The sequence below is a fragment of the Gammaproteobacteria bacterium genome (genome assembly GCA_035279405.1).
Lineage (GTDB): Bacteria > Pseudomonadota > Gammaproteobacteria > Natronospirales > REEB76 > REEB76.
On sequence record DATEHU010000033.1, the window covers coordinates 1 to 24,816 of the forward strand.

Sequence of the window (24,816 nt, forward strand, 5' to 3'; positions counted from 1 at the left end):
GGCCTGCTGGATGATGTAGTTCTTCACATCCTTGTAGAACAGCGACGCGGCCAGCACCGAGCCGGGAGCAAAGTACCACTCCAGCGACTCGTCGAAGTTCACCGACTTGTAGGGGCTGAGGTTCGGATTGCCGGCCGCCGCCGTCAGCACCGTGTCATTCGCCTGGAAGTACGGTGCCAGCTGGTTGTACGGCGCATAGGCCACGGTCTGCGATGCCGCACCGCGCAGCACCAAATCCGGGCTCAGATCGTAGGCGATGTTGAATGCCGGCAGGATGTTGGTATGCGTGCTGGTGTAGGTCAGCCAGCCGTAACCCGGCGGAAAGGCGCAGTTCAGTGTGTCGGCCGCCACGCAGTTGCCGGGGACGTTGTAACCCTGCGAGCGCAGCCGTGTCTGCACCACGCGCACGCCGGCATTGCCATGCAGCGGACCGCTGGCGAAGTCAGCCTGAAAGTAGCCCGCGTAGTTTTCCTGCACTACGTTCCAGGAGTTGTTGAACAGGCTGTTGGCATCCGGGTTGCCGGGGAAGTTGACGGTAGCGGACAACGGATTGGCCGCCATGATGGCGCCGTAACCGGCGGTCTGCACGTGCGACACCATGCTCGATGACAGGCCCAGATCCGAAAGACCCTGCAGGTCGGTGAGTCCGCCAAAGCCAAGCTGGGTCAAGGTCTTGGGCGTGAAGCCGCCATATACGTACATGGCCTGACTTTCCCAGTGGCCGGCGTAGCGGGCGCCGAAGTGCAGTTTGTTGAAAAAGCCGTCCAGATCCCGGCTGAAGTCCACCTGCCCGTAGGTGTCGCGGGCGGCGTAAGGCAGCAGCGAATGATTGCCGCCCCAGCCGTAATCGGCCCAATAGTTGGGGTTATTGGCGGTGGCGGGATTGGTAAAGCTGAAGCCCTGACCGAGATTCCAGCTGAAGCTGTCCTCGTAGGCCAGTTCCTTCAGCACCTGGCTGATGGGGTTGGTGGAATTGCTCACCCCAAGCTGCGTGCCGATGGTCCAGGTGTCACCGCTGTACTTGGTACGCCAGTCCACGCCTTTGGTGGTGATTTCCGAACCGCGGGCGAAGTTGTCGGACAGCGTGAGCGCGTCCTGGCCGCAGGCTCCGGCCGTGTCGTTCTGACAGACGGTGCCCGGCCTGGCCACGCTCGTGCCTTGCGTGACGATGCCGTTCACCACGTTGCTCAGGCTGGTGATGCCGCCGGGCCGCAACGTAGTCCACGCGTAGGTGGATTGGTTGGTGTTTTGCAGATTGTCCACCATGTACATCAGCGATACCGTGGACTCGAAGGTGTCGCTGGGCCGGTATTGGAAGTTCGCGAACACGGTGTTGCGCCGTTCCACCTGATTGAAGTTCGCGGCGGATAACTGGTTCGGTACGAGATCACTGGCTTGCAGCGTGCCGGCGGTTACTTCAGCCTGAATTGCCGGGTTTTGTGCGGCGATACTGCCGACAGTTGAATAGCCATAGTTCTCCATGCCCTGGCGGCTGATCACCTGTTCATAGTGGCCCAGAGAGACGTCGGCGCCGAAAACGCCGGAATCATTCTTCCAGCTGTAGAACACCGAGGCATTGGGTTTGCCCTGGCTCACCAGCGAGTTGTAGTTATAGGAGACTGAGCCCCGCAAGGTGTTGGATTTCACATCCAGCGGCTCAAGCGTACGCATGATGATCAGACCGCCCAGGCTCCCGGCCGGGAGGCGCGCCTCCGGACTCTTGTACACTTCCACACTGCCCACCAGCTCGGCCGGCAGCAACGAGTAGTTAAAACCGCGATTGGGTGAGTCGCCGAACAACCACATGGCTTGCGCCACCGGGTGGCCGTCGAGCAAACTCATGTTGAGGCTCGGATCCAGGCCGTCCACGCTTACGCGCTGGGTAGCCGGCATGCTGTGATCCAGCGTGATGCCGGGAATCAGGGCCAAAGCTTCCGCCACGTTCGTGGTCGGGAACTTGCCCACATCCTCGGCGGTAATCACATCCACGATGGCATTGGCCGTACGTTTGACTTCCAGGGATCGCGCGAGGCTCGCGCGAATACCGACCACGGAGACCGCCGCCAAGGTCACGTTCTGTGGTGCCTTGGTGGTGCTTTGCTGATCGCCCGAGCTTGCCTGACCGCCGCTGGTATCTTGCGCAGCCGGCGTGGCGGGCACCGGGCTTGGCGTGGCCGCCTGCCCAACCCCGGCCAATCCGAACAACGCGATGCAGCCGGCACAAAGTAGGTATTTACACTGTTTCATGACAATCTCCCGAAAGTTCCAGCCATGTTGATGAACCCACTCACGACGGCCTCGTGCCGCCTCCGAATCTATCCGGGCAAGCCGCGCAGGTAGCGCGCCTTGTCGCCCTTTTCAGCACTCGTTTGCATGTGATTCTCGAGATACCAGTTGGCTGCGCCGATCACTCCCAACTGGCCGTGTTCAACCAGCCGCACGGGCACACGCTCCAGATAGGCGCGCATCCGCCCCTTGTCCAGGAAGCGCTCCACGAAACGGCTGTGCACCAGGAAATCGCGCATGCCAGGAAGGATGCCGCCGGTCAGATACACGCCACCACGCGCGCCGTACAGCAACACCAGGTTGCCGACAAAGCTGCCCAACAGCGCGCAAAACATGTGCAGGGTTTCTTCCGCGATTGCGTCGCTCGGCTCGAGCGCGGCCGCTGTAATGGCCTCGGGTGTTTCAAGTGGAGCCGGCGCTTTGCGCACATCCGCCAGCACGCGGTACAAAGTGACCAGGCCCGGCCCGCACAACACGCGTTCGTGGGCCACATAGGTGTCAGCCTCGGCGAGGCGCGCGAGCACTTCGCGTTCCGCAGCGGTGCCGGGCGCCAGATTGGTTTGTCCGGCCTCGGTGGCCAACACCAGATCGCCGCCCTTGCCGGGAATGCACACCGCGGAGCCCAGCCCGGTACCGGGACCGACCATGATCAGCGGGCCGGCGGCGTGGTCCGGCCCCGTCAGCAATAGGGCTTTTTCCACGTTGACGAAACGCGCGGCGTGGGCCACCGCTTCGAAATCATTGATCAGCGCCAGATGGGACACGCCCAGCTCACGGCGCAGTTCGGACAGCGACAGTTTCCACGGCAGGTTGTAGTTGACGACCGCGTCGTCGAGCACATAGCCGGCGCAGGCCAAAGCGCAGTGCTGCACCGGAACCTTGGCTTGCGTGGCGAGAAAGTCCCGCAGGATGGCGCTCAGACCGGGAAAGTCGGCGCAGGCATATTTGCGGTAGGCCAGTACCTGGATACGTCCGTCACCGCTGCGCTGCACCAGTCCAACACGCGCGTGGGTACCGCCCACATCGGCAGCCAGAAACGGCTGGTCGCCGGAGCTCATGGCTCTGCGTCGCCAGAGGTCGACCGTCTCGGCCACACGCTCACTCCCTCCGTTTTTGGGCGGACCGGTTAACGATGGGGCAGGAGTTTGATATCAAAATGACAACGTTGTCAACTGGATTGGACAAAAATTTTTCTGCGTGGCATTGTGGTGACTTGGATGCCGGATCGCGGACTCCTGGCGATTCAATTGTTCAGGGTGATAAAAATAGCTTATCTTCAATCAGTTGCATAACATAGCGGGGACGCAGCTGGAGTTTTCGTGTTTAACATGCTTCAACAAGCTCAGGAATTTTGAAGGTAAAATCTGCGGCGCAGGCGGAGTCCCCGCCGGCTCTGGACAAACGGACAATTTTTTTGTCCCATTGGCAAGCCTGATTGCAACCCCGGAACCTGCGATGCCCACGAGCCCTCCTGCCCCGGAATCCCGCAAGACCAGCTACTGGCTGCCGATGTTCATCATCGGGGTGCTGTTTTTCATTTTTGGTTTCGTCACCTGGCTCAACAGTTCGCTGATTCTGTTCGTCAAGATCGGATTTGATCTGGACAATGTAAGCGCATTCCTCATTCCGCTGGCGTTTTACCTGTCCTATTTTTTCCTGGCGTTGCCGTCGGCCGTGGTATTGAAGCGCACAGGCATGAAAAAAGGTATGGCGCTGGGACTGTTTGTCATGGCCGTGGGTTCCGTGCTGTTTGCCCAGTTCATGGCCATGTATTGGTACTCGGGCGCACTCATTGGCGTGTTTGTCATTGGCGCCGGTTTGGCACTGTTGCAAACCGCAGCCAATCCCTACGTCAGCATCCTCGGCCCCATTGAAAGCGGAGCCAAGCGGGTGGCAATCATGGGCATTTGCAACAAGTTTGCCGGTGGGGTGGCGCCCTACGTGTTCGGCGCGCTGTTGCTCAGCGGCGTCGGCGCCTACGCAGACAAGATCACTACTGCTGTATCACCTCAAGCAAGGGCGGCGTTACAACATGCTTTCGTGGATCGTGCGTTCGCTCCGTACGTGGTCATGGCGGTAGTGCTGGCGATACTCGGTGTCTGGGTGATTTTTTCATCCCTGCCGGAGATCAAGCCGCAGAGTGTCCGGCACGATGCAAATATAAGCGCACCCAAAACAGGCATCTTCAGCTTTCCCCATCTGTGGCTGGGCGTGGTGTGTCTGTTCATCTACGTGGGCATGGAAGTCATGGCGGGCGATGGCATCATCGTTTACGGACAGTCCGCGGGGCTCGCGCTTGGTGTGGTAAAGCACCTGACGACCTTTACCATGATCGGCATGCTGATCGGCTATCTCGTGGGTGTTGCCCTGACTCCAAGGTTTATTTCACAGCAGCGCTACCTTGCGATTTCAGCCGTGCTGGGCGTGGTGTTTACCGTAGCGTCCTGGATCACACATGGCCCCGTGGCAGTCGCATTTGTGGCGGCACTGGGCTTCGCCAATGCGATGATGTGGCCGGCGATATTTCCGCTGGCCATAAAGGGATTGGGAAAGTTGACCGAGTTTGGTTCTGCACTGCTGATCATGGGTATCGCGGGCGGCGCCCTGATCCCGCAACTGTTTGTTAATCTCGAGCGCACCATGGATTTCCAGTTGGCCTTCCTGGTAGTGATGGTGCCAGGATACATCTACATCCTGTATTACGGATTGCTTGGCTACCGAACTGGATTGCAGCGGCAGACATTCGATCCGGAACGGTCCACTGCCGGATCAGAGGCCGGCTCCTGATGGTTGCACGATTGCTGACCTGATGCCGTCACGCCTACACTCACTGCGTGACGCATAACCGTATCGGCACCGGGTCATGTGTTTGGGAACCAAATGACAATTGCCACTATTAAAGATGTCGCACGGCGCGCACGGGTGTCCACCAAAACCGTGTCGCGGGTAATCAACCAGGAATCCGCGGTACACGCGGAAACGCGCGCACGCGTGTTGCAAGCGATTGACGAACTGCACTACCGGCCGGACCTCTCCGCGCGCAGTCTGCGCAGCGCCAAGGCCTTTGCCATCGGCCTGGTGTACGACAACCCCAACCCGCACTACATCATCAGCGTGCAGGCCGGCGTGCTGTCCGCCTGCCGTGAAATGGGCTACGGCCTGCAAATCCATCCCTGCGATTCCACCTCGCCGACGTTGGCGCGCGAACTCTCCGAGCTGGTGCGCCGCGCACGGCTCGCGGGTCTGGTGCTGGCCCCGCCGATGTCGGAGCACCTGGAGCTGATCCGGGTACTCGCGGAGGAAAACATCCCGCTGGTGCGCATACTTTCGGCGGCCGCAGATCCGGCCGACGGCTATGCCTGCGTGTTCGTGGACGACCGCGATGCGGCCTACGACATCACCGAGCACTTGGTGCAGCTCGGCCATACGCGCATCGGTTTCCTGTGGGGCGGCAAAAAACACCGCTCCAGTCCGGAACGCTTCAAGGGCTACGAAGAAGCACTGCGCTACTACGGCATACCCGTCGACAAGCAACTGATCATCGAGGGCGATTACACGTTCGACGACGGATTCCGCGGTGCGCGCCAGTTGTTCAAGCTGCGGGATCGGCCGACGGCGATCTTTGGATCCAACGATGAAATCGCCGCCGGCGTGCTCGCCGCGGCGCGCGTGGCCGGCCTGAACGTGCCTTACGATCTTTCAATTGCCGGCTTCGAGGACAGCCCGTTCTCGCGCCAGTCATGGCCGGCTTTGACTACCGCGCGCCAGGCCACCGATGCCATCGCGCGCGAGGCCACGCAGCTGCTGATCGCGCAGTTGCGGTCGGAAGGCCAGCGTCCGCCGAACAAGGGCTTCAGCCCGGAGCTGGTCGTGCGCGGTTCCACTGCGCCACCGCGTCCCCAGGACAGCCTGCAGGAAAAACTCTGACGCCCGCGGTGCCACGAGAGCGCACACGACTCCGCATAATCGACACCAAACAAATCAGGCGCTGCCGACTCCGACAATCAGTCTGCAGACAAGGTTTCCCCGCCGAGAAATCCGGTCGCAGCATTCGGCCCCAGCGTGCCGGCGGCATACGGCTGCGGCGAGTCCGCCGCATGTGCCCAGGCATGCACTATCGGATCAATCCATTGCCAAGCTGCCTCTACCTCGTCGCGATGCATGAACAAGGTGAGGTCGCCGCGCGCCACGTCCAGGATCAGCCGCTCGTAGGCATCCGGCGGGTTGCCGCCGAAGGCTTCGGCAAAGCTCATGTTGAGCGCCACCGGACGCAGGCGCAGATCGTCGACATTCGGGTATTTCACCATCAACCAGAGTTTGACGCTTTCATCCGGCTGCAAACGCAATACCAGTTGATTGGGCATGGCTGGAGCGCCGCTGCCCGAAAAAATCGAATGCGGCACGGGACGGAAACTCACGATGATTTCCGAAACCCGCTGAGCCAGGCGCTTGCCGGTGCACAGGTAGAACGGCACGCCCGCCCAGCGCCAGTTGCCGACCTCGGCGCGCAAGGCCACGAAGGTTTCGGTGGTCGAGACCGGCTTGCCCACGTCCTGCAGATAGCTGGGCACCGCCATCGCGGCGCTCACACCGGCACGGTATTGGCCGCGCAGCGTGAGGCGCGCGGCATTGCCGGCGTCAATCGGCTTGAGTGCGCGCAGCACCTTGAGTTTTTCGGTGCGCACCGCCTCCGCCTGCAGCGATGACAGCGGTTCCATGGCCACCAGACACAGCAGCTGCAACAGATGGTTCTGCACCATGTCGCGCAGTGCGCCGGTGGCATCGTAAAAGGCGCCGCGACCCTCGACGCCGATGGTTTCCGCCACCGTGATCTGCACACGTTCGATGTGGCCGGCATTCCACAACGGCTCGAACAAGGTGTTGCCGAATCGCAGCACCATGAGGTTCTGCACCGTTTCCTTGCCGAGGTAATGGTCTATACGGAAAGTCTGGTCCTCGGAGAACACTGATCCGATCGCTGCGTTGATGGCGCGCGCACTCGCGAGATCATGGCCGATAGGCTTTTCAACCACCACGCGGCTGTGGGCACCTTTTATTCCGTGTTGGCGCAGCCGCGCACATATTTCGGCATACAGTTTGGGACTGGTGGCCAGATAGAACATCCGCAGTCTTGGATCCGATGCCACGCAGGCAGAGGCAAGTTCCGGCCAGCCGGTGCCGGAGTGTGCGTCCAGCATCTGGTAGCCGAGTTGTGCAATAAACCGGATGAGCGCGTCGTGATCGACGTCCGGCGCTGCCCGCACCAATGCCTGTGCCACCGCATTGCGATAGGCGTCAGCCGACTGCGATTCCGGCGCGACGCCGAGGATGCGGCTGCCGGGAGGCAGCTGGCCGGAGTTGAACCGGCGGTACAACGCCGGCAGCAACTTGTGCATGGCCAGGTCGCCGGTGCCGCCAAAGATGATCAGGTCAAACGGTTCTACGGGAGCCATACCGCCAGTGATTATAATACCAATATAGTACCTATTGGTTATTATACGGCTGTCGTTTGAAAGATTGGTATTATATTGGTATCCTTATAGCATGGATGCGGATTTCCGTACCGAATTCAAACGCTCGACCGGCCTGCGGGCTCCCGCCTACATGCGCCTGCAGCGGCTGCTGCGCAAGAGACTGGCCGCCGGCGAGCTGGGTCCCGGCCAAGCGCTGCCGAGCGAACGCGATCTCGCGGAGCAGCTCGCGGTATCCCGTGTCACCGTGCGCAAGGCGCTCGCCGGGCTGGTACAGGACGGCGTGCTGATAGCGCGTCGTGGCGCTGGTACCTTTGTGGCCGAGCGCATCGTCAAACCGCTGTCCAAAATCACCAGCTTCACCGAAGACCTGCGCGCGCGCGGTTTAAACCCACGCTCGATTTTCCTGGAGCGTTCGCGTGGCGAAGTCACCCCCGAAGAAGCCATGGCGCTCAATCTGTCGCCCGGCAGTCGCGTGGTGCGCCTTTATCGCCTGCGCTACGCCGGGGATGCACCGTTGGCCGTGGAGCACAGTGCCATCCCGCAGGCCATTCTTGACGATCCCGCGCGCGTTGCCGACTCGCTGTACGCCGCACTTGAAGCGCTGGGTTGCCGGCCGGTACGGGCATTGCAGCGACTGCGCGCGGTGAATTTGAGTACCGAACATGCGCGTCTACTGCAACTGCCGCAAGGCAGCGCGGCGCTGGCGCTCGAGCGGCGCAGTTTTCTGGCCGACGGCCGGCTGGTGGAATTCACGCGTTCCTGGTATCGCGGCGATGCTTACGATTTTGTCGCCGAGTTGCAGGGCGAATAACATGGCCACCACCGTCAAAAATCCCGACACCACGCTGATGCACGCCGAGGCGGCCAAAGCCCCGGCGGCGGTTGCGCGCCAACTGCCCGCCAACGAGGACCTGCTCGCTGCGCTCGGGCATCGCATGCGCGCCCAGCCTCCGCGCTTCGTGGTCACCTGTGCACGCGGCAGCTCGGACCATGCCGCCACCTTCGCCAAATACGTCATCGAAACCCAACTGGGCTACGTCACGGCTTCAGCTTCGCCTTCGGCGATCTCGATTTATCACGCCACCCAGCGTCTCGACGGCGCCTTGTACATATTGATCTCGCAGTCGGGCGAAAGTCCGGATCTGGTGAGTTGTTGCGAAGCTGCACGCAGCGGCGGAGCGCTGGTCGTCGCGATAACCAACAACCAAAGCTCGGCACTGGCCACGGCCGCCGAAGTGGTGATCCCGTTGCACGCCGGCGTTGAGCGCAGTATCGCTGCCACCAAGAGTTTTCTGGCCACGTTGGCCGCAATCCTCCAGCTCGTGGCGCACTGGAAAAACGATGCGGAGCTGCTGCGCGCGCTTCGCGCTACACCGGAGGCAATGCGCAACGCCGCGGCTCTGGACTGGTCGCCATTGGTGGACGGGTTGAAAGATGCCGAACACCTGTTCGTGTTGGGCCGCGGCTTGATGCTGGGTGCAGCGCAGGAAGCGGCGCTCAAATTCAAGGAGACCTGCGGCCTGCATGCCGAGGCGTTCAGCACCGCCGAAGTACGGCATGGACCGATGGCGCTGATCGGTCCCGGATTTCCCGCACTGTTGCTCGCCCAGCACGATGCCACCCTGCCCGGCGCGCTGGAGACCGCACGCGAATTCCGCGCGCGCGGCGCACGTGTGTGGACAGCGGCGCCCGGCGACACCCATGCGGACGCACTGCCGCTCGCAGCGGCGCCGCATCCGCTGTGCGCGCCGCTGCTCGCCGTGCAGAGCTTTTACCGCGCAGTCAATGCGCTGGCGCTGGCCCGCGGCCGTGATCCTGACGCTCCGCCACATCTCAGCAAAATCACGGAGACTTTGTGAGCGCTGCCGTACTGATTAACGGCCGGGTGCTGACGCCCGATGGCTGGCGCGATGATCTGGCGGTGCACGTCGAAGGCGCGCGCATCGCCCGGCTGACTGCACAGACTGCCGCCCTAACACGCGGCACTGGCACTCACGATCTCGAGGGCCGCTATCTGCTGCCGGGATTCATTGACTGTCAGGTGAACGGCGGCGGCGGCGTGCTGTTCAATGACCAGCCGAACGTGGACGGCATCCGTGCAATCGCCGCTGCCCACCGCCGCCTGGGCACGACCGGCCTGCTGCCGACACTCATCAGTGACAGCGCTGAGGTCATGCGCAGTGCCGTGGCCGCCGTGGATACCGCCATCGGCGCGCTAACGCCCGGGGTGCTGGGCATACACCTGGAAGGCCCTTACCTCGCGCCCACGCGCAAGGGCGTGCACGACACCGATGCACTGCGCGCGCCCACGGCCGCGGAAATCATCGATATCACTTCGCTGCGACTCGGCCGCACCCTGCTGACCCTTGCGCCCGAGCGCGTGGGACCCGAAACCCTGCGCGCCCTGACAGCAGCGGGCGTGATCGTTGCAGCCGGTCACACGGCTGGAAACTATGCCGCCGTCCGCGGCGCGCTGGATCGGGGTGTGCGCGGTTTCACCCACCTGTTCAACGCCATGACACAACTCGGCAGCCGCGAACCCGGTGCCGTCGGCGCGGCTCTCGAAGATCGCGCCAGCTGGTGCGGGGTGATTGTGGACGGCCGACACGTGCATCCGGCCACGTTGCGCGTGGCGCTGGCGGCAAAACCACGCGGCAAGCTCTTTCTGGTGAGCGACGCCATGCCGCCGGTGGGTAGTACGCAGCAGACGTTTACGCTCCACGGCGAAACCATCACGGTGCGCAATGGCGCGTGTGAAACGGCTCAGGGCGTTCTGGCGGGCTCGGTGCTGAGCATGGGCGACGCGGTGCGCAATTGCGTGCGGTTGCTCGGCCTGCCGCTCGATGAGGCCGTGCGCATGGCGTCGACCTATCCGGCTGATTTTCTCGGCCTGGAAAAATCTCACGGGCGTATTGCGTCGGGCTGCCAGGCCGATTTCACCGTCATGGATGAGGATTACTCTGTCCATGAAACCTGGATCGGCGGCCGCTGCGAGCGTGCCCAATTCAATTAGCCATGGCACAATCCGCACATACAAGGTGTACCGCAGCATGCACACATTGACATCTTGGGACGTCAGAAACCATTCACCGCAAATGCGTAACCGTGCATCCGGATTTTTACTGGCAGGCACGTTCTGCGGTGCACTTTTCGGCCCTGCTGCATTTCCGGTGTGCGCGGCCCCACCGATCGCCGCGTATTTTGACGGCCGCATGACGGTGGCGGATATTCCCGCCAGCCAGCTCAGCGACATCATTTATGCATTTGGCGAACCCAACGACCAGAACCTCTGCGCCCCACCGAGCGCCGCACAGCGCAAGACTTTTGCCGAACTGCGCCAGTTGCGCCACAAGCACCCGGGCCTGCGCCTGTTGCTCTCCATCGGCGGCTGGGATGCCGCGCCGCAATTTTCCGACCTTGCCCTGACCCCCGCCTCGCGTGCCACATTCGCCCGCAGCTGCATTCGGCTGTTCGTCGAACAGCAGGGCTTCGACGGCATTGATCTTGACTGGGAATTCCCGGTGCACGGCGGCATGAACAAGTCCCGCCCCGAAGACCGCGCCAACTTCACGGCGCTGGCGCGCGAGTTTCGCAGCCAATTCGACGTCCTGGGGCACAGAACCAAACGTCACTATTACCTCACCGCCGCCACGCCGGCCGGCACCTGGCAACAGGGCGGTGTGTACTCGGTAAGCGACAGCTACGATCTCGCCTCACTGGTTCCGTACGTGGACTGGCTGAACGTCATGACTTACGACATGAACAACATCTTCAGCCCGTTCAGCGGCTTCAACACACCGCTCAACGCCAATCCGCAGGATCCCACGCCCGAACCGCAATGCGCACGCGACAACCTGAGCGCAGCCGTGAGCTACTACGAAGCGCAGGGCGTACCGGCAGACAAGATCATGCTGGGGGTGGCGTTTTACGGTCGCGGCTTCACGGGCGTCTCGCCGGAAAGTGCAGGCCTGTATTCCAAATATCAAGGCGGTTTCCCGGAGACGCCGTGGAAAACCGTGCAGTCGCAGTTCCTGACCGACCCCGACTGGGTGCGTTACTGGAGCGCGAGCGCCCAGGCGCCGTGGCTGTACAACGTCAAGCAGCACATCTTCTTCACATACGACGATCCCCAGTCCCTAGCCATCAAAGCCGGGTTCGCGCGCCGCGCACACTTGCGCGGCATCATGATCTGGGTGCTGGGCCAAGACGATGCGCAGAACTCTTTGCTAAATGCACTGGTGCGCAATCTTGGGACTGGCGACGCGCCGCGTTGACGGCCGTGAGTGCGGCCGCGGAAGTCCGGAAAAGGCAACCACGGCGGCGTGCATCCGATGGCTACAGGTGGGAGCGATGCGCAGCTTCGCGCCGGTGTACAGGGATGTACACCCAAGGCAGGCGAGCGGAGCTGGATGCGTAGCGAGCCGACGAACTATCGATCATAAATCAGCATAATGCTGAGGTCGGGTTAACGTTTGACTGCTTCTGAACCGAAATGATTTATTTTGAGTTGGTGGCTACGGGTGGGTTCGGAGCGAAGCTCCGAACGGGTTTACAGGGATGTAAACCCCGGACAGGTGGATTGTGCAGGAAAGCACAATCCATTGACGAATCCACCGACCTTATATCAGGAATAATGCTGAGGTCGGTTTAGAACCGTGGCAGTTCCATTCCCGGAAACAATCGGTAGGTATTGGTGGCTACGGGTGGACTCGAACCACCGACCTCAGCATTATGAGTGCCGCGCTCTAACCAGCTGAGCTACGTAGCCATGCGGGCAAATCGAAGGGCGCAGATTATACATTGAAGCGGAAGTGCACGACATCGCCTTCGCTGACGATGTAATCCTTGCCTTCGAGTCGCCATTTGCCGGCTTCGCGCGCACCGACCTCGCCTTTGAATTTCACGAATTCCTCGTAGGCCACTACTTCGGCGCGAATGAAGCCTTTCTCGAAGTCCGAGTGAATTACGCCCGCCGCCTGCGGCGCGGTCGCGCCCCGGTGGATGGTCCAGGCCCGCACTTCCTTGGGGCCGGCGGTGAAATAGGTTTCCAGTCCCAACAATCTGTAAGCCGCGCGAATCACACGGTTCAAACCCGGTTCACTCAGGTGCAGATCCTTGAGAAATTCCAGCTTGTCAGCGTCGTCGAGTTCCGCGATTTCCGCCTCCAGCGCTGCGCACACCGGCACCACTTCGGAATGCTCCGCCTGCGCAATTGCGCGCACCTGATCCAGCAGCGGATTGTGCTCGAAACCGTGTTCGTCCACGTTGGCGATGTACATCGTCGGCTTGAGCGTCAACAGTCCATATTCGCGCACCCAGGCCCGGTCTTCCGCGTTCAGCCCAAGCGCACGCGCCGGTCTGGCCTGGTTGAGATGCGCTTGCAGCGTTTCCAGCACCTGCTGACGCGCCAGCGCCTGCTTGTCGCCGGACTTTGCGACGCGCGCATTCCGGTCCACGGCGCGGCTCACGCTATCCAGATCCGCGAGCGCCAGTTCGGTATTGATGGTCTCGATGTCCGCGGCGGGATTCACTTTGCCGGTGACATGCACCACATCGCTGTTCTCGAAGCAGCGCACCACATGCGCAATGGCATCGGTCTCGCGGATGTGCGACAGGAACTGGTTGCCAAGGCCCTCGCCCTTGGACGCGCCGGCCACCAGCCCGGCGATATCCACGAATTCCACCGCCGCCGGCACGATTTTCTGCGGATGCACGATGGCCGCGAGTTCCGCGAGGCGCGCGTCCGGCACCGCCACCACGCCCACGTTGGGGTCAATGGTGCAGAACGGGTAATTTTCCGCGGCGATGCCGGCCTTAGTGAGCGCATTGAAGAGCGTGGACTTGCCGACGTTGGGCAAGCCGACGATGCCGCAGGTGAGACTCATGGCTGATCTTTGGGTGGATGCGCGGCGCGCTGGTCGCTGCGGCGCGCACGCGCTACCACGCCGCGGCTGTGCAGTTCGTGCATGGCTTTTTCCATCTCGCCCGCGAGTATTCGCGGCAGCTCCGCGAGCGTTGCGCCCACGGCTTCCATGATTTTTTCCTCGTCTGCCTCGCTGGCACGATGCAGCACGTAATCAATGACTTCTTCACTGATATCCGGCCGGCCGATGCCGAAACGCAAACGCACAAAACTTTCACCCAAGCGGTCAATGACGTCGCGCAACCCGTTGTGACCGCCGTGCCCTCCGCCCTGCTTGAGGCGCACCATGCCGACCTGCAGGTCCAGATCATCGTGTGCCACCAGAATGGCCTCCGGCGGCAGCTTGAGGTAGGCCGCCAGCGCCTGCACTGCCTGACCGCTGCGATTCATGTAGGTATCCGGCTTGAGTACACGCACTTCGTGGCCGGCGAGATTCAACCGGCACACCTCGCCGTTGAATTTGCGCTCGTGACTGAAGCTCGCGCCGTGGGCGCGCGCCAACGCATCCGCGAACCAGAATCCGGCATTGTGACGCGTCAAAACGTAATCGGCCCCGGGATTGCCGAGGCCGACCACGAGCTGAATGGGTGTAGTTCCAGCCATGACCAGGACCCAGTGCGCGCCGGCCCGGTGCGGGCCGGCGTACGCTTATTTCTTGTCCTTGCCCTTGCCGCCCTTGTCGGGCGCCGGAGCCGTCTTCCCGGCCGGAGCCGCCGCTTTGGCATCGGCCGCAGGCGCACCTTTGCCCGCGGCGGCGGCCTTGCCCGCCGCGGCAGCCGCCTTGGCATCCGCCGGCGCAGATTTCCCGGCTTCGGCGGGTGCGGCCGCGGCACCTTCCGCCGGAGCAGCGGCACCTTCGACGGGCGCGGCGGCCTCCGCCACCGGCTCCTCCTCGACGGTGATGCGCGGGTGATGGATCGCGACCACCGGCAGGTCGTGCGCCTCGCCGTAAGCGAGCTGCACGATGCGCACGCCTTCGGACAGTTTCAGATCGGAGAGATGCAGCGCGTGATTGATTTCCAGGGTGGTCACATCCACTTCGATGTACTCGGGCAGATAGCGCGGCAGGCAGGCGATTTCCACCTCGATCATGTTGCGTGACACCACGCCGCCCTGCTGCTTCACGCCGGTGGCATCCTTTTCGCCGAGGAAATGCAGCGGCACGTGTACGCGGATTTCCACGTCATCCTTCACGCGCAACAGATCCAGGTGCATGATCATCGGTTTGGCGGGGTGGCGTTGCAGGTCCTTGACGATGGCCTGATGCTCCCCGCCGTCCACCTTGATCTTGAGGACGTGGGAGTAGAAAGCCTCGTGCGCCAGGCTGTTGCGCAGTTCGTTGTGGTCGAAGGACAGGTCCAGCGACGGTTCGCCGGCCCCGTACAGAATTCCCGGCACCCGACCGACACGACGCAGGCGGCGGCTCGCACCTTTCCCCTTGTCGTGGCGGACTTCGGCGCTCAGATTGAAGCTGATAGCCATGTCTCGATACTCCAGTTCATGTTTGACACACTTCACCCGCGACCAGGGGAAGCACCTAGGCCCGCGGAGCGGGCCGGTGAGGTGCGAGGCCGGCGGCTGCGCCGCCTGTGAGGTGTGAGGAAGAATCGCCAGACGTCACCATCTGTCTTACTCCTCACTCCTCAATCCTCACTCCTCACTAATCTACATACAGCGATGACACCGATTCTTCATCGCTCACGCGGCGCATGGTCTCCGCCAGCAGTTGCGCAATGGATAACTGGCGGATCTTCTTGCAAGCCTGCGCCTTCGCGCCCAGCGGGATGGTGTCGGTAACCACCAGTCCATCCAGCGCGGAATTCTCGATGTTGTCCACGGCCTTGCCGGACAGCACCGGATGCGTAATGTACGCCAGCACCCGACCAGCGCCCCGCTCTTTCAGGGCCTTGGCCGCCAGGCAAAGCGTGCCGGCGGTATCTACCAGATCGTCCACGATTACACAGGTTTTGCCCGGAACGTCGCCGATGATATTCATGACCTGGGCCTCGTTGGGACGCGGCCGGCGCTTGTCGATGATCGCGAGGTCCGCATCATCGAGCCGTTTGGCCAGCGCCCGCGCACGCGCCACGCCGCCCACGTCCGGAGACACCACCACCAGGTTTTTGAACTTCTGCTGCCAGGCATCGCCAAGCAATACCGGCGAGGCGTACACGTTGTCCACCGGGATATCGAAGAATCCCTGGATCTGGTCGGCGTGCAAATCCACGGTCAGCACGCGGTTCACGCCCGCGGACACCATGAGGTTGGCCACGAGCTTGGCAGTGATCGGCACGCGTGCCGCGCGTTGCCGCCGGTCCTGGCGCGCATAGCCGAAATACGGCACCACCGCAGTGACGCGCGCTGCGGATGCGCGCCGCAACGCGTCCGCCATCACCAGAAGTTCCATGAGGTTGTCGTTGGTCGGCGGACAGGTGGACTGCACAATGAACACGTCGCGGCCGCGCACGTTTTCCATCAGCTCCACGGTCACTTCGCCGTCGCTGAAACGGCCCACCTGCACCTTGCCCAGCGGCAATTGCAGATGGTTGGAAATGCGCGTCGCAAGCTGCGGGTTGGCATTGCCTGCGAACACCATCATGCTGCTTGCTGACACGGGCATCCTCACTGACAACATCTGGCGCGGCCCATTACACCGGAACAGGCACGCGTTCCGAAAACATTCATCTGGCTGGGGCGCCAGGATTCGAACCTGGGAATGGCGGGATCAAAACCCGCTGCCTTACCGCTTGGCTACGCCCCAATGTTCAACCGGCGGGTTCCGCTGCCAGCCGGCTCAGCAAGGGCGAGCGATTGCACCCGCGGGCGACAAATGCCCTCCAGCCCCGGGGCAGTTCGCTCAGCGCACGATGCGCGGCGGCTTCACGCTCAAAGGCGGCGAATACGCAGGCACCCGAACCAGTCAAGCGCGCCGGCGCCTTTGGGCGCAACCAATCCAGGGCTTCAGCCACTTCCGGATAACGCTTGCGTACCACCGGCTCGAAGTCGTTGTGGCCTTCGCCAGCGTAAAAGCGCGCTATTGTGATGGGCGCGGAATTTCGTGTCAAATCAGGAGCCTGGAATATCTCGTGGGTGGCGATTTGGCAATCGGGCTGCACCACCAGGTACCAAGGCTCCGGCGGGTCCACCGGGGTAAGAATCTCGCCCACGCCTTCCGCCCAAGCGGCCCGCCCGCGCACGAACACTGGCACATCCGCGCCGAGTTCGAGCGCCAGCGCCGCCAGTTCGCCGGTATCCAGTCCCGCGGCCCACAGCCGGTTGAGAGCCACCAAGGCGGTAGCGGCATCCGAGCTGCCACCGCCCAGACCGGCCTGGTGCGGCAGGCGTTTGTGCAGGTGAATATCCGCGCCCTGACGCACGCCGCTGCGCGTGCGCAGCAACGCGGCCGCACGCACAGCCAGGTCGTCGGCTGCGGCAATCCCGACCGGTCCGGCCGGCCGCGTGATTTCTCCATCGCTGCGCAACTCGAAATCCAGCATGTCGCCGTAATCCAGGAACTGGAACAATGTCTGCAGCAGATGGTAGCCGTCGGCGCGGCGCCCGGTGATATGCAGGAACAGATTGAGCTTCGCGGGTGCGGGCCAGCTGCGGCTGATGGCTGCGATCATCGCGGGTTGGCGGACGTGTGGCCGACGGCCGGCCCCACCTGCCAGCTGTTGACCGCCACCTTGATGCGCGTGTCATCGCGCTGGATCAACATCCGCGTGGGCAGGTCGTAGCCGCCGAATTCGGCGTAATCCTGGTAGTTCACTTGCCAGCCGCGCTGCGTCAGCGTCACCAGTTGGCCGTGCGCATCCACGGTTTTGACGAACGGTGCATCCGGATCCGGCAGGCCTCGCATCCAGAAGCGCATGCTGCGTACCGGCAACGGCACCTTGAGGCGCGCGGCAAAATCCTTCTCGGGATCGGTGGTGATGAAATCATCGCCGCGCGAACTGCGTACCCACAACGCCCGGGTATCGCCGCGTACTTCCAATGTGCCGGCACCGAAGGGTCCGCGAAAGCTGAATGCCACCTGCAAACCTTGCTGCTGCCAATCCATGGAACCGCTGCCGCCGTGGGTTCCCGTGACGATGCCGATGCGCCCCTGCAACTCCCAATCGTTCAGATCCCGCAGGTGCGCATAGTGTGTCTGCCACGCGGCTTCATTGGGCGGTCCCTCGGGCGCGGTGCCCGGCACGCTTGCGCAGCCCGCCACCAGCAGCAGGCCGACTGGCCACAGCCATCTTGCTGTCACGGTGTAAATCGCGTCCGCAATTTGAGCAAGGCGGCATTGTCCGGATGTTGTTTGAGCGCCGAGCCCCACACGCTGCGCGCTTCCTGCCGATCGCCCACCGCCCACAAGGTTTCGCTCAGATGCGCCGCCACCTCCGGATCCGCAAGTTGCGCGTAGGCCCTGCGCAAATAGCCGAGGGCTTCGGGATAATTGCCCAGCCGGTACTCCACCCAGCCCATGCTGTCCATGATCGCGGGATCGCCGGGCTTGAGGCGCAAGGCCTTCTCTATATATATGCGCGCTTCCTGATAGCGGGTGGAGTGCAGCGCCAGGGTATAGCCCAGCGCATTGAGCGCATCGGCATTATCCGGCTGGCGATCCAGGATCAGGCGCAGATCTGCTTCGGCCTGCGCCACCTGTCCCAGATTCTCGCGCAGCAACGCCTGGCTGTACAACAGGTCACTGTTGCCCGGATTTTTGCTCAGTGCCTGCGCCAACACAGCGAGCGCTGCCTGGTTGTCGCCGCGGTCGCTGAACAGCTGCGCTTCCGCGAGGCGGAATTGCACGTCATCATCTGGATCGTCCGCGACCAGCTTGTCCATGTAGGCACGCGCTTCGGCCGGATTGTGCTGCTGCATGAGCACCCGCGCGGTGGCAATCTGCGCCGGCAGCCAGTACTGACCGCCATCCACCTGCTGATACCACTGCAATGCCGGGTCGAACTGTTTGGCTGCCTCGGCGGTATTTCCGAGGAAATAAAAGGCATCGTTCTTGCGCTGTCCGGTGGCAAGCAGGCGCATGAAGTAGCCGCGCGCGTTTTCCAATTGATTGGATTGCAAACTCAGCAGGCCGAGCGCGTACAACGCATCCGGATTGCGCGCATGCCGTTTGAGAATGGCGTTGAATTCATCCGCGGCTGCGGCATCCTGTCCGGCTTCAGCCAGCAGGCCGGCATAGGCCAGATGCAGGCCTATGTCATCCGGCGCGCCCCGTACTCGCGCCTGCAACAGCTGCACGGCTTCCGGTTTGCGGCCGGCGGCGACCAGCGCCTGGGCTTGCAGCACCACAGCTTGAGTCCAGGCCGGCTTGAGCCCGGCGGCGCGTTGCGACTCGCTGACCGCCAACTCGGTTTGCCGGGCCTGCAGCGCCACTTGCGCCAGCATGAAATGGGCTTCAGCCGATTGCGCGTGAGCCGCTACAAGTTTTTGCATGACCGGCAGGCTGCGTTGCGCCCCGGTCTCCTCGCCCAGCACCTCCCCGATCAGCATAAAATTGTACCCGTGCACGACCTGCAGCAGGGTCTCGAAATCGCGCACGGCGGCATCCACATTGCCGAGCCGCGTATCGAGAACGGCTCCCAGCTGGAGTGCGTCACTGCTGTTTGGGGCCAGCAGCCGCCAACGCCGGGTCAGCTTCAGCGCCAGCACATCATCGTCTAGACGGTAAGCCATCAACGCCGCGTATTCGGCCAGCTGCGGATCGCGGCTGAGTTCTGCGGCCTGCGCATATTGCTGCGCGGCGATGTGACGCTCGCCACGCTGCCATGCCAGCTCGCCCATGAACACGTGATAGGTCAGCGACTGCGCGGGAGTGGCGGGGGGACTTTGGGCGGCAAGCGCGACCGGATGAGGCGCAGGCACAACCGCGCAGCCGCCCAGAACCAGGGCCGCACATGCGAGTCCGGCATACGCAAATGTTTTCATTGGTGAAACGCGCTCGTCCTGATGCGCACTATACTCTGCCGCCGGCCGCCGCCCCAGACACGCGCGGAAGTAAGTGCTTGTTCGAAAGCGAAATTTCGCCCAAAATCTGCCCCCCTGCCCGATCCGTACACCATGTCATTCTTTGCCCTAGGTATCAGTCATGCCACCGCACCGGTCGCCCTGCGTGAGCGCCTGAGCTTCGACGCCGAGCAGATTCCCGAAGCGCTGCGTGCGGTCGCGGCGCTCGATGGCGTCCATGAAACCGCGATCCTGTCCACCTGCAACCGCACCGAAATTTATGCGCAACTCGAAGATGGCGCGGGCGCACGCCTGACCGACTGGCTGACGCGGCTGCGCAGTGCCGACGATCCCGACGTGCGCGCGCGCTTCTATACACATCAGGGCGAAGCCGCGGCCCGCCACCTGTTCCGCGTGGCCTGCGGTCTGGATTCGATGATCCTCGGCGAGCCGCAGATTCTCGGCCAGATCAAGCAAGCGTATGAATTGGCACAGGAGAGCGCCGTCACCGGCCAGCATCTGCATCGCCTGTTCCAGTATGCCTTCTCGGTCGCGAAACTCGTGCGCACCGACACCGCCATCGGGGAAAATCCGCTGTCGGTGGCGCACGCCACGGTGCTGCTGGCACGGCGCATTTTCGCGGATTTCCGCACACTCACGCCGTTGCTGATTGGCGCCGGCGAAACCAGCGAACTCGTGGCCCACCACCTGCACGAACAAGGCGCGCGCCGCCTGATCATCGCCAACCGCACGTTCAGCCACGCGCATACGCTCGCCGAGCGCTTTGGCGGCTATGCCATCGGTCTACACGAGATTCCGGCGCATCTGGAAGAGGCCGACATCGTGATTGCCTCGACCGGCAGCCTGGAACCCATCCTCACGCAGGCGGCGGTGGCCGCGGCATTCAAGACGCGCAAGCACCGGCCGCTGCTGATCATCGACATCGCGGTGCCGCGCGACGTGGAGCCGGCCGTAGCGAAACTCGCGGACGTGTATCTGTTCACCATTGACGACTTGCGCGGCATCGTGGAAAACAATTTGCGCTCCCGCCAGGCGGCGGCGCGCGAAGCGGAAAGCATCATCGAAAGCCAGGTCGCGCGGTTCATGCAGGAATTGCGTGGCCTGGATGCGGTACCGACCATCCGCGCGGTGCGCGATCATGCCGAAGAGCTGCGCGATCACACGCTGGCCCAGGCGCAACACCTGCTCGCCAGCGGTACCCCGTCCGAGGAAGTCCTCAAGTTTCTGGCTGAAACCCTCACCAACCGCCTGCTGCACGCACCCACCGCGTATCTGCGCCAGGCAGCTCGAGAAGGCCGTGACCACATCATGCGTCAGGCGCAGGCGCTTTTCGGCCTGAAGGACGCCGGACCTGGCTCCGATAAAGATGAGCACTCCTGAGCGTCCATGAAAGATTCCATCCGTCAAAAACTGGAGCGGCTGGTGGCGCGCCACGAAGAGCTGGCGGCACTGCTCGCAAGTCCTGCGGTCATCGGTGACCAGAAACAATTCCGCGACCTGTCCCAAGAATATGCGCGTCTCGCTCCACTCACGCAAGGCTTCCGCACCTGGCAATCCGTGGAAACCGACTTGGCCAGCGCTCGCGCCATGGCCGGGGATGGCGATGCCGCGTTGCGCACGCTGGCCGAAGAGGAACAGCGCGCGGCTGAATTACGGCTGGCCGCGCTCGAACCGCGGTTGCTGGCCCTGCTGTTGCCCAGCGATCCGCACGATGCCGGCAATCTGTTTCTGGAAATCCGTGCCGGAACCGGTGGCGACGAGGCTGCGTTGTTTGCCGGCGACCTGTTCCGCATGTACGCCCGCTACGCCGAGACGCGTGGCTGGCGCCTGGAAGTGATGAGCGAGAATCCGGGCGAGCACGGCGGCTACAAGGAAATCATCTCGCGCGTTATCGGCCAGGGCGCCTATTCGCGGCTGAAATTTGAATCCGGAGTGCACCGCGTGCAACGTGTGCCGCAGACCGAAGCCCAGGGGCGCATCCATACCTCCGCCTGCACCGTGGCCATCCTGCCCGAAGTCGAGGCGCTTGAAGATGTCGAAATCAATCCCGCCGACCTCCGGGTGGACACCTTTCGTTCCTCAGGCGCAGGCGGCCAGCACGTCAACAAGACGGATTCCGCCGTGCGCCTGACGCACATTCCCAGCGGCATCGTGGTGGAATGCCAGGACGAGCGCTCCCAGCACAAGAACCGTGCACGCGCCCTGTCGCTGTTGAAGGCCAAACTGCTGGAGACCGAGCGCGAGAAACAACGCAGTGCGCAGGCGCAGTCGCGCAAGCTGCAGGTCGGCAGCGGCGATCGTTCCGAACGTATCCGCACCTACAATTTTCCGCAGGGCCGGGTCACCGACCACCGCATCAACCTGACGCTCTACAAGCTCGACGACATCCTGCAGGGCAAGCTCGATGAGCTGATCGTGCCGCTCATGAACGAACATCAGGCGGAGCAACTTGCCGAAATGGCAACTCAGTGAACTGCGGCACGCGCCTGCAGATTGCGGTATTGCACGTAGCACACCGCCAGCACATAGCACCACACGCAAGCGCCGACCACCGGCATCAGGCCGAGGTCGTACCACAGCTTGGGCGGCACTGATGCGGTCAACAGGTTTCCCGAACCCAATTGTTGTACCGCACCCATGATGTCCGGCCAACTGGCAATGACATCGTAAATCAGCAGTACGATCGCGGGCGCCGACAGCACCGCCGAACTGCGCCACCACTGCGGCCAGGCGAGCGCATGACTGTAGCCGAGCGTTTCCAGCAGATTCTTGCGATCGAGAACCGCAGCGTAGGCAAAGAACGCCCAGGTGGTGCCCAGGATCACCCCCGGCACGATCAGCAGAAAAAACCCGATCCACGTGACAATGTTGTACAGCAGGTCTCCAATCAGGATAGCCACGGCTGCGCGCACGCCGATGCGCAAAGCGTCGGCATAGGATCGGGTGGCGCCGCTAAAACAATCGTCCAGCCGCTGGATGGCAGCGCCGTAGAGCGCACTTTCCACCAGCCAGCAGATCACGGTGATCGCGATGGTGGTGCGACTGATCGAGATTCCCAGCGTGCCACCACCCGCAAACACGCCCGGAAGCGCATTGATCACACCGGCAACCCACAACGGCAAAAAGATCGCCGGCAGGGATTTCAGAAACAGGCGCCAGCCGGCCTCCAGTGCCGCACCAATCGGAAGTTGACCCAGCTCGGGGGACGCAGGCAACGGCGGTCAGGCTTGCAGGCTTGCCGTGGGCACGGAACGAGCTGCGCGTCGCACTTTGAGGTCGCGATACAGGACGTACAGAATCCCGACCACGAACGGCGTGAACACCGCCGTGCCCACCAGCCGCAGCACGCCCTTCACCAGCAGCGAGCGGCCGGTGTCGGCCCCGGCCAGCGGATGCAGCCAGGCTGCGAATGGGATAGACAGCGGCAGCATCACGACCACGACGCACAGCACGACCACGACGACCGTGATCAACAGCACCAGGAAGGTGCGCCACCAGTTATGGAACACCAGCGCGCAACTGTGGTTCAAGGCGGCCACCGGACCCTTGCTGTCGAGCACGATGGCAAACTGGAAAAACAGCAGATTGACCATGATGAACACCATGGCGGCAAACAAGCACACTTGGGTAAACGCCACGGCCGCACCAGCGCCGAGTGCAGCCCCCAGCAGCGCACCCAGGATGCTACCCACGAGAGCCGCAATCAGCAGACCGATCATCAGAGTGACGAACACCAGGATTCCGGCCAGTACCAGCGCCGGCAGCTTGCCCAGCGCAAATCGCAGTTCGTGTGATGCCGCCGTGCCGGTCACAGCGCGCTCCACTTGCCGGATGATGAGCGCGTTCACAAATGAAGCGCACACGAGCACCAGCAATTCCACGAGCAGGAAGTCGACAATAAAATGCGGAGAACGCAGCAGTTCCAGCAAGCGCTCGCGCGTGAGCGTGGCGTCACCCAGCTGCTCGGCAAAATAAAGCGTGGGCAGCAGGCCGATCAGGCCGAGCAGCGCCGCCGGACCGAACAGCCGGCCGAAACCCAGCTTGCCGAGTTCCAGTCCCCGCGACCACACCCGGCCAGGGCGCTGCGGAGTGGTGTCCAGTTGAAACATGCGTGAGTCTACCGCGCCGCTTGCAGGTGAAATCAGTGTGCCCGAGGGCCGGGGCGCCTTCAAGCTCGCCGACGCAACCAGCCGCTCAGGCTCAAACGCGCGCGCGTTGCCGGCCGTACCTCGTGGGGTGTATCGGTACTGGCAAACAGCACCAGCGTCCCGCCACGCGGCAGTATCGGAATGCGGGCATGGGCAGATGATTGCCCACGATACAGGCACAATTCGCCACCTGCGGCGGGCTGCCAGTGCGCATTCAGGTACAGAACCACCGAAACTTGGCGTGCCTGCGTATCCCGCAGTTGGTCGAGGTGGCGCGCATAAAAAGCGCCCACGGGATAGCGCGCCAAATGGCCTTCAAATTCAAACAAACCCAGGCAGGCGCTGGCATTCAGCGCGCAGCGCACTGCTTCGAGTTCTTGTTCCACAAATTGACAGGCCGCCGGCGTTCGCTGCCGGTCAAGCCACAGGGTGTAATCACCGCGAATCCGGGTCTGCAGGCGACGCGCCGGGTCGCGACCGATACCTGCTTTGTGGAACGCGTCCTGCGTCCAGAGTTGCTCGGCCTCGATCGCGAGCGCACGCCAGCGCGCCATAGACAGGAAATTTCCCTGTACTGCCCATCCGTGTTCAACAAAATGCTCGGCAAGACCCCGAGCGAGCATTACGACGCGCTCATTGGCTGAGTCGTTGTTTGAGCAGGAGACGGGTCGCTTCAACGTTTGCCCGCGGGCTATCGCCATGAACTTTCCCGCACGATGTAACCCGATGATTCCAATAATAAAATAAAAATATCCGCTGCAAACCTTATGAATTTTGCGCAGATTCGCTAGAATTCGCGCCCGATCGTACGGTTTGCATTCAAATCGTCGAGTAGTATCATGAATTTACGTCTTCCCCGCACATCCTGGTGGTAATCAACATGAAGAAGTATCTGGTTGTCCTTTCCGCTGCCGCTTTGGCCTGTGCCCTGGCCGCCTGCAGCAAGACTGAAAATGCCGCTTCATCGGCTCCTGCGGCGTCCACCGCAGCCCCGGCGGCTTCCACGGCT

20 protein-coding genes, 2 tRNA genes and 1 pseudogene are annotated in these 24,816 nt (G+C 62.6%); 8 read left to right on the plus strand and 15 right to left on the minus strand.

The annotated features are described in order from the left end of the window. Nucleotides 1-2,247, minus strand: a 2,247-nt coding sequence (locus VJR90_06580) for a TonB-dependent receptor (protein HKV97133.1), incomplete at its 3' end; no start/stop codon positions are given. Nucleotides 2,248-2,315: 68 nt separating this feature from the next. After that, nucleotides 2,316-3,344, minus strand: coding sequence for a glucokinase (glk, locus tag VJR90_06585; GenBank protein HKV97134.1), 1,029 nt, complete (start codon nucleotides 3,342-3,344; stop codon nucleotides 2,316-2,318). A 397-nt stretch (nucleotides 3,345-3,741) separates the two neighbouring features. Between glk and VJR90_06590 the strand changes: the two genes are divergently transcribed. Both VJR90_06590 and VJR90_06595 read left to right on the plus strand, forming a co-directional pair. Next, entirely contained in the window at nucleotides 3,742-5,073 is a 1,332-nt protein-coding gene (locus VJR90_06590) for a sugar MFS transporter (protein ID HKV97135.1), read from the plus strand. A 93-nt stretch (nucleotides 5,074-5,166) separates the two neighbouring features. Further along, nucleotides 5,167-6,213: a LacI family DNA-binding transcriptional regulator gene (locus VJR90_06595; protein ID HKV97136.1), complete on the plus strand. Its 1,047-nt coding sequence runs from the start codon at nucleotides 5,167-5,169 to the stop codon at nucleotides 6,211-6,213. A 77-nt stretch (nucleotides 6,214-6,290) separates the two neighbouring features. Here the strand turns inward: VJR90_06595 and zwf are convergent, their stop codons facing one another. After that, entirely contained in the window at nucleotides 6,291-7,739 is a 1,449-nt protein-coding gene (gene zwf, locus VJR90_06600) for a glucose-6-phosphate dehydrogenase (GenBank protein ID HKV97137.1), read from the minus strand. Between the two features lie 91 nt (nucleotides 7,740-7,830). Between zwf and VJR90_06605 the strand changes: the two genes are divergently transcribed. From VJR90_06605 to VJR90_06620, 4 genes are all read left to right on the plus strand, one after another. Then, the gene (locus VJR90_06605) at nucleotides 7,831-8,571 is read left to right on the plus strand and encodes a GntR family transcriptional regulator (protein ID HKV97138.1); all 741 of its coding nucleotides are present in this window, start codon (nucleotides 7,831-7,833) and stop codon (nucleotides 8,569-8,571) included. 1 nt (nucleotide 8,572) lies between these two features. Then, on the plus strand, nucleotides 8,573-9,619 hold the full coding sequence (locus tag VJR90_06610; GenBank protein HKV97139.1) for an SIS domain-containing protein: 1,047 nt from the start codon (nucleotides 8,573-8,575) through the stop codon (nucleotides 9,617-9,619). Beyond that, nucleotides 9,616-10,773 (plus strand): N-acetylglucosamine-6-phosphate deacetylase, encoded by a 1,158-nt coding sequence (gene nagA, locus VJR90_06615; protein ID HKV97140.1) that lies wholly within the window; start codon nucleotides 9,616-9,618, stop codon nucleotides 10,771-10,773. The genes VJR90_06610 and nagA overlap by 4 nt, the downstream gene beginning before the upstream one ends. Nucleotides 10,774-10,930: 157 nt before the next feature. Then, nucleotides 10,931-12,034, plus strand: coding sequence for a glycoside hydrolase family 18 protein (locus VJR90_06620; protein ID HKV97141.1), 1,104 nt, complete (start codon nucleotides 10,931-10,933; stop codon nucleotides 12,032-12,034). 417 nt (nucleotides 12,035-12,451) lie between these two features. Here the strand turns inward: VJR90_06620 and VJR90_06625 are convergent. The 9 genes and pseudogenes from VJR90_06625 to VJR90_06665 form a co-directional block, all read right to left on the minus strand. Then, nucleotides 12,452-12,528: transfer RNA gene (locus tag VJR90_06625), tRNA-Met, on the minus strand. 25 nt (nucleotides 12,529-12,553) lie between these two features. Beyond that, a complete protein-coding gene (ychF, locus tag VJR90_06630) occupies nucleotides 12,554-13,645 on the minus strand; it encodes a redox-regulated ATPase YchF (GenBank protein HKV97142.1) in 1,092 nt (363 codons plus the stop codon). Beyond that, nucleotides 13,642-14,286, minus strand: a complete 645-nt coding sequence (gene pth, locus VJR90_06635; GenBank protein ID HKV97143.1) for an aminoacyl-tRNA hydrolase — start codon at nucleotides 14,284-14,286, stop codon at nucleotides 13,642-13,644. Before pth ends, ychF begins: the two co-directional genes overlap by 4 nt. 222 nt (nucleotides 14,287-14,508) lie before the next feature. Next, nucleotides 14,509-15,165, minus strand: a pseudogene (locus tag VJR90_06640) (50S ribosomal protein L25/general stress protein Ctc). A 178-nt stretch (nucleotides 15,166-15,343) separates the two neighbouring features. Further along, entirely contained in the window at nucleotides 15,344-16,282 is a 939-nt protein-coding gene (locus tag VJR90_06645) for a ribose-phosphate diphosphokinase (GenBank protein ID HKV97144.1), read from the minus strand. A gap of 87 nt (nucleotides 16,283-16,369) precedes the next feature. Beyond that, nucleotides 16,370-16,444: transfer RNA gene (locus VJR90_06650), tRNA-Gln, on the minus strand. 4 nt (nucleotides 16,445-16,448) lie between these two features. Beyond that, nucleotides 16,449-17,309, minus strand: a complete 861-nt coding sequence (gene ispE, locus VJR90_06655) for a 4-(cytidine 5'-diphospho)-2-C-methyl-D-erythritol kinase (GenBank protein HKV97145.1) — start codon at nucleotides 17,307-17,309, stop codon at nucleotides 16,449-16,451. Beyond that, the gene (gene lolB / locus VJR90_06660) at nucleotides 17,306-17,938 is read right to left on the minus strand and encodes a lipoprotein insertase outer membrane protein LolB (protein HKV97146.1); all 633 of its coding nucleotides are present in this window, start codon (nucleotides 17,936-17,938) and stop codon (nucleotides 17,306-17,308) included. The genes ispE and lolB overlap by 4 nt, the downstream gene beginning before the upstream one ends. Beyond that, nucleotides 17,935-19,620, minus strand: coding sequence for a tetratricopeptide repeat protein (locus tag VJR90_06665; GenBank protein ID HKV97147.1), 1,686 nt, complete (start codon nucleotides 19,618-19,620; stop codon nucleotides 17,935-17,937). Before VJR90_06665 ends, lolB begins: the two co-directional genes overlap by 4 nt. A gap of 132 nt (nucleotides 19,621-19,752) precedes the next feature. Here VJR90_06665 and hemA point away from each other — a divergent pair, with 132 nt between their 5' ends. Both hemA and prfA read left to right on the plus strand, forming a co-directional pair. Then, nucleotides 19,753-21,039: a glutamyl-tRNA reductase gene (hemA, locus tag VJR90_06670; GenBank protein HKV97148.1), complete on the plus strand. Its 1,287-nt coding sequence runs from the start codon at nucleotides 19,753-19,755 to the stop codon at nucleotides 21,037-21,039. Between the two features lie 6 nt (nucleotides 21,040-21,045). Beyond that, a complete protein-coding gene (prfA, locus tag VJR90_06675) occupies nucleotides 21,046-22,131 on the plus strand; it encodes a peptide chain release factor 1 (GenBank protein HKV97149.1) in 1,086 nt (361 codons plus the stop codon). Here the strand turns inward: prfA and VJR90_06680 are convergent. The 3 genes from VJR90_06680 to VJR90_06690 are packed head-to-tail and all read right to left on the minus strand — an operon-like array spanning nucleotide 22,125 to nucleotide 24,361. Further along, nucleotides 22,125-22,874 carry a hypothetical protein gene (locus VJR90_06680; GenBank protein HKV97150.1) on the minus strand — a complete coding sequence of 250 codons (750 nt, stop codon included), beginning with the start codon at nucleotides 22,872-22,874 and terminating at the stop codon, nucleotides 22,125-22,127. The two genes, prfA and VJR90_06680, sit on opposite strands and share 7 nt — an antisense overlap. A 6-nt stretch (nucleotides 22,875-22,880) precedes the next feature. Continuing rightward, nucleotides 22,881-23,768 carry a hypothetical protein gene (locus VJR90_06685; protein HKV97151.1) on the minus strand — a complete coding sequence of 296 codons (888 nt, stop codon included), beginning with the start codon at nucleotides 23,766-23,768 and terminating at the stop codon, nucleotides 22,881-22,883. Between the two features lie 59 nt (nucleotides 23,769-23,827). Continuing rightward, complete coding sequence (locus VJR90_06690; GenBank protein HKV97152.1) at nucleotides 23,828-24,361, minus strand: 2OG-Fe(II) oxygenase; 534 nt, start codon at nucleotides 24,359-24,361, stop codon at nucleotides 23,828-23,830. Nucleotides 24,362-24,816: the final 455 nt, after the last annotated feature.

Coding starts and splice junctions, on each gene's coding strand:
- glk (HKV97134.1), bottom strand. CDS start 3,344: ATGAGCTCCGGCGACCAGCCGTTTCTGGCTGCCGATGTGGGCGGTACC.
- VJR90_06590 (HKV97135.1), top strand. CDS start 3,742: ATGCCCACGAGCCCTCCTGCCCCGGAATCCCGCAAGACCAGCTACTGG.
- VJR90_06595 (HKV97136.1), top strand. CDS start 5,167: ATGACAATTGCCACTATTAAAGATGTCGCACGGCGCGCACGGGTGTCC.
- zwf (HKV97137.1), bottom strand. CDS start 7,739: ATGGCTCCCGTAGAACCGTTTGACCTGATCATCTTTGGCGGCACCGGC.
- VJR90_06605 (HKV97138.1), top strand. CDS start 7,831: ATGGATGCGGATTTCCGTACCGAATTCAAACGCTCGACCGGCCTGCGG.
- VJR90_06610 (HKV97139.1), top strand. CDS start 8,573: ATGGCCACCACCGTCAAAAATCCCGACACCACGCTGATGCACGCCGAG.
- ychF (HKV97142.1), bottom strand. CDS start 13,645: ATGAGTCTCACCTGCGGCATCGTCGGCTTGCCCAACGTCGGCAAGTCC.
- pth (HKV97143.1), bottom strand. CDS start 14,286: ATGGCTGGAACTACACCCATTCAGCTCGTGGTCGGCCTCGGCAATCCC.
- VJR90_06645 (HKV97144.1), bottom strand. CDS start 16,282: ATGATGGTGTTCGCAGGCAATGCCAACCCGCAGCTTGCGACGCGCATT.
- ispE (HKV97145.1), bottom strand. CDS start 17,309: ATGATCGCAGCCATCAGCCGCAGCTGGCCCGCACCCGCGAAGCTCAAT.
- VJR90_06665 (HKV97147.1), bottom strand. CDS start 19,620: ATGAAAACATTTGCGTATGCCGGACTCGCATGTGCGGCCCTGGTTCTG.
- hemA (HKV97148.1), top strand. CDS start 19,753: ATGTCATTCTTTGCCCTAGGTATCAGTCATGCCACCGCACCGGTCGCC.
- prfA (HKV97149.1), top strand. CDS start 21,046: ATGAAAGATTCCATCCGTCAAAAACTGGAGCGGCTGGTGGCGCGCCAC.
- VJR90_06685 (HKV97151.1), bottom strand. CDS start 23,768: ATGTTTCAACTGGACACCACTCCGCAGCGCCCTGGCCGGGTGTGGTCG.
- VJR90_06690 (HKV97152.1), bottom strand. CDS start 24,361: ATGGCGCGCTGGCGTGCGCTCGCGATCGAGGCCGAGCAACTCTGGACG.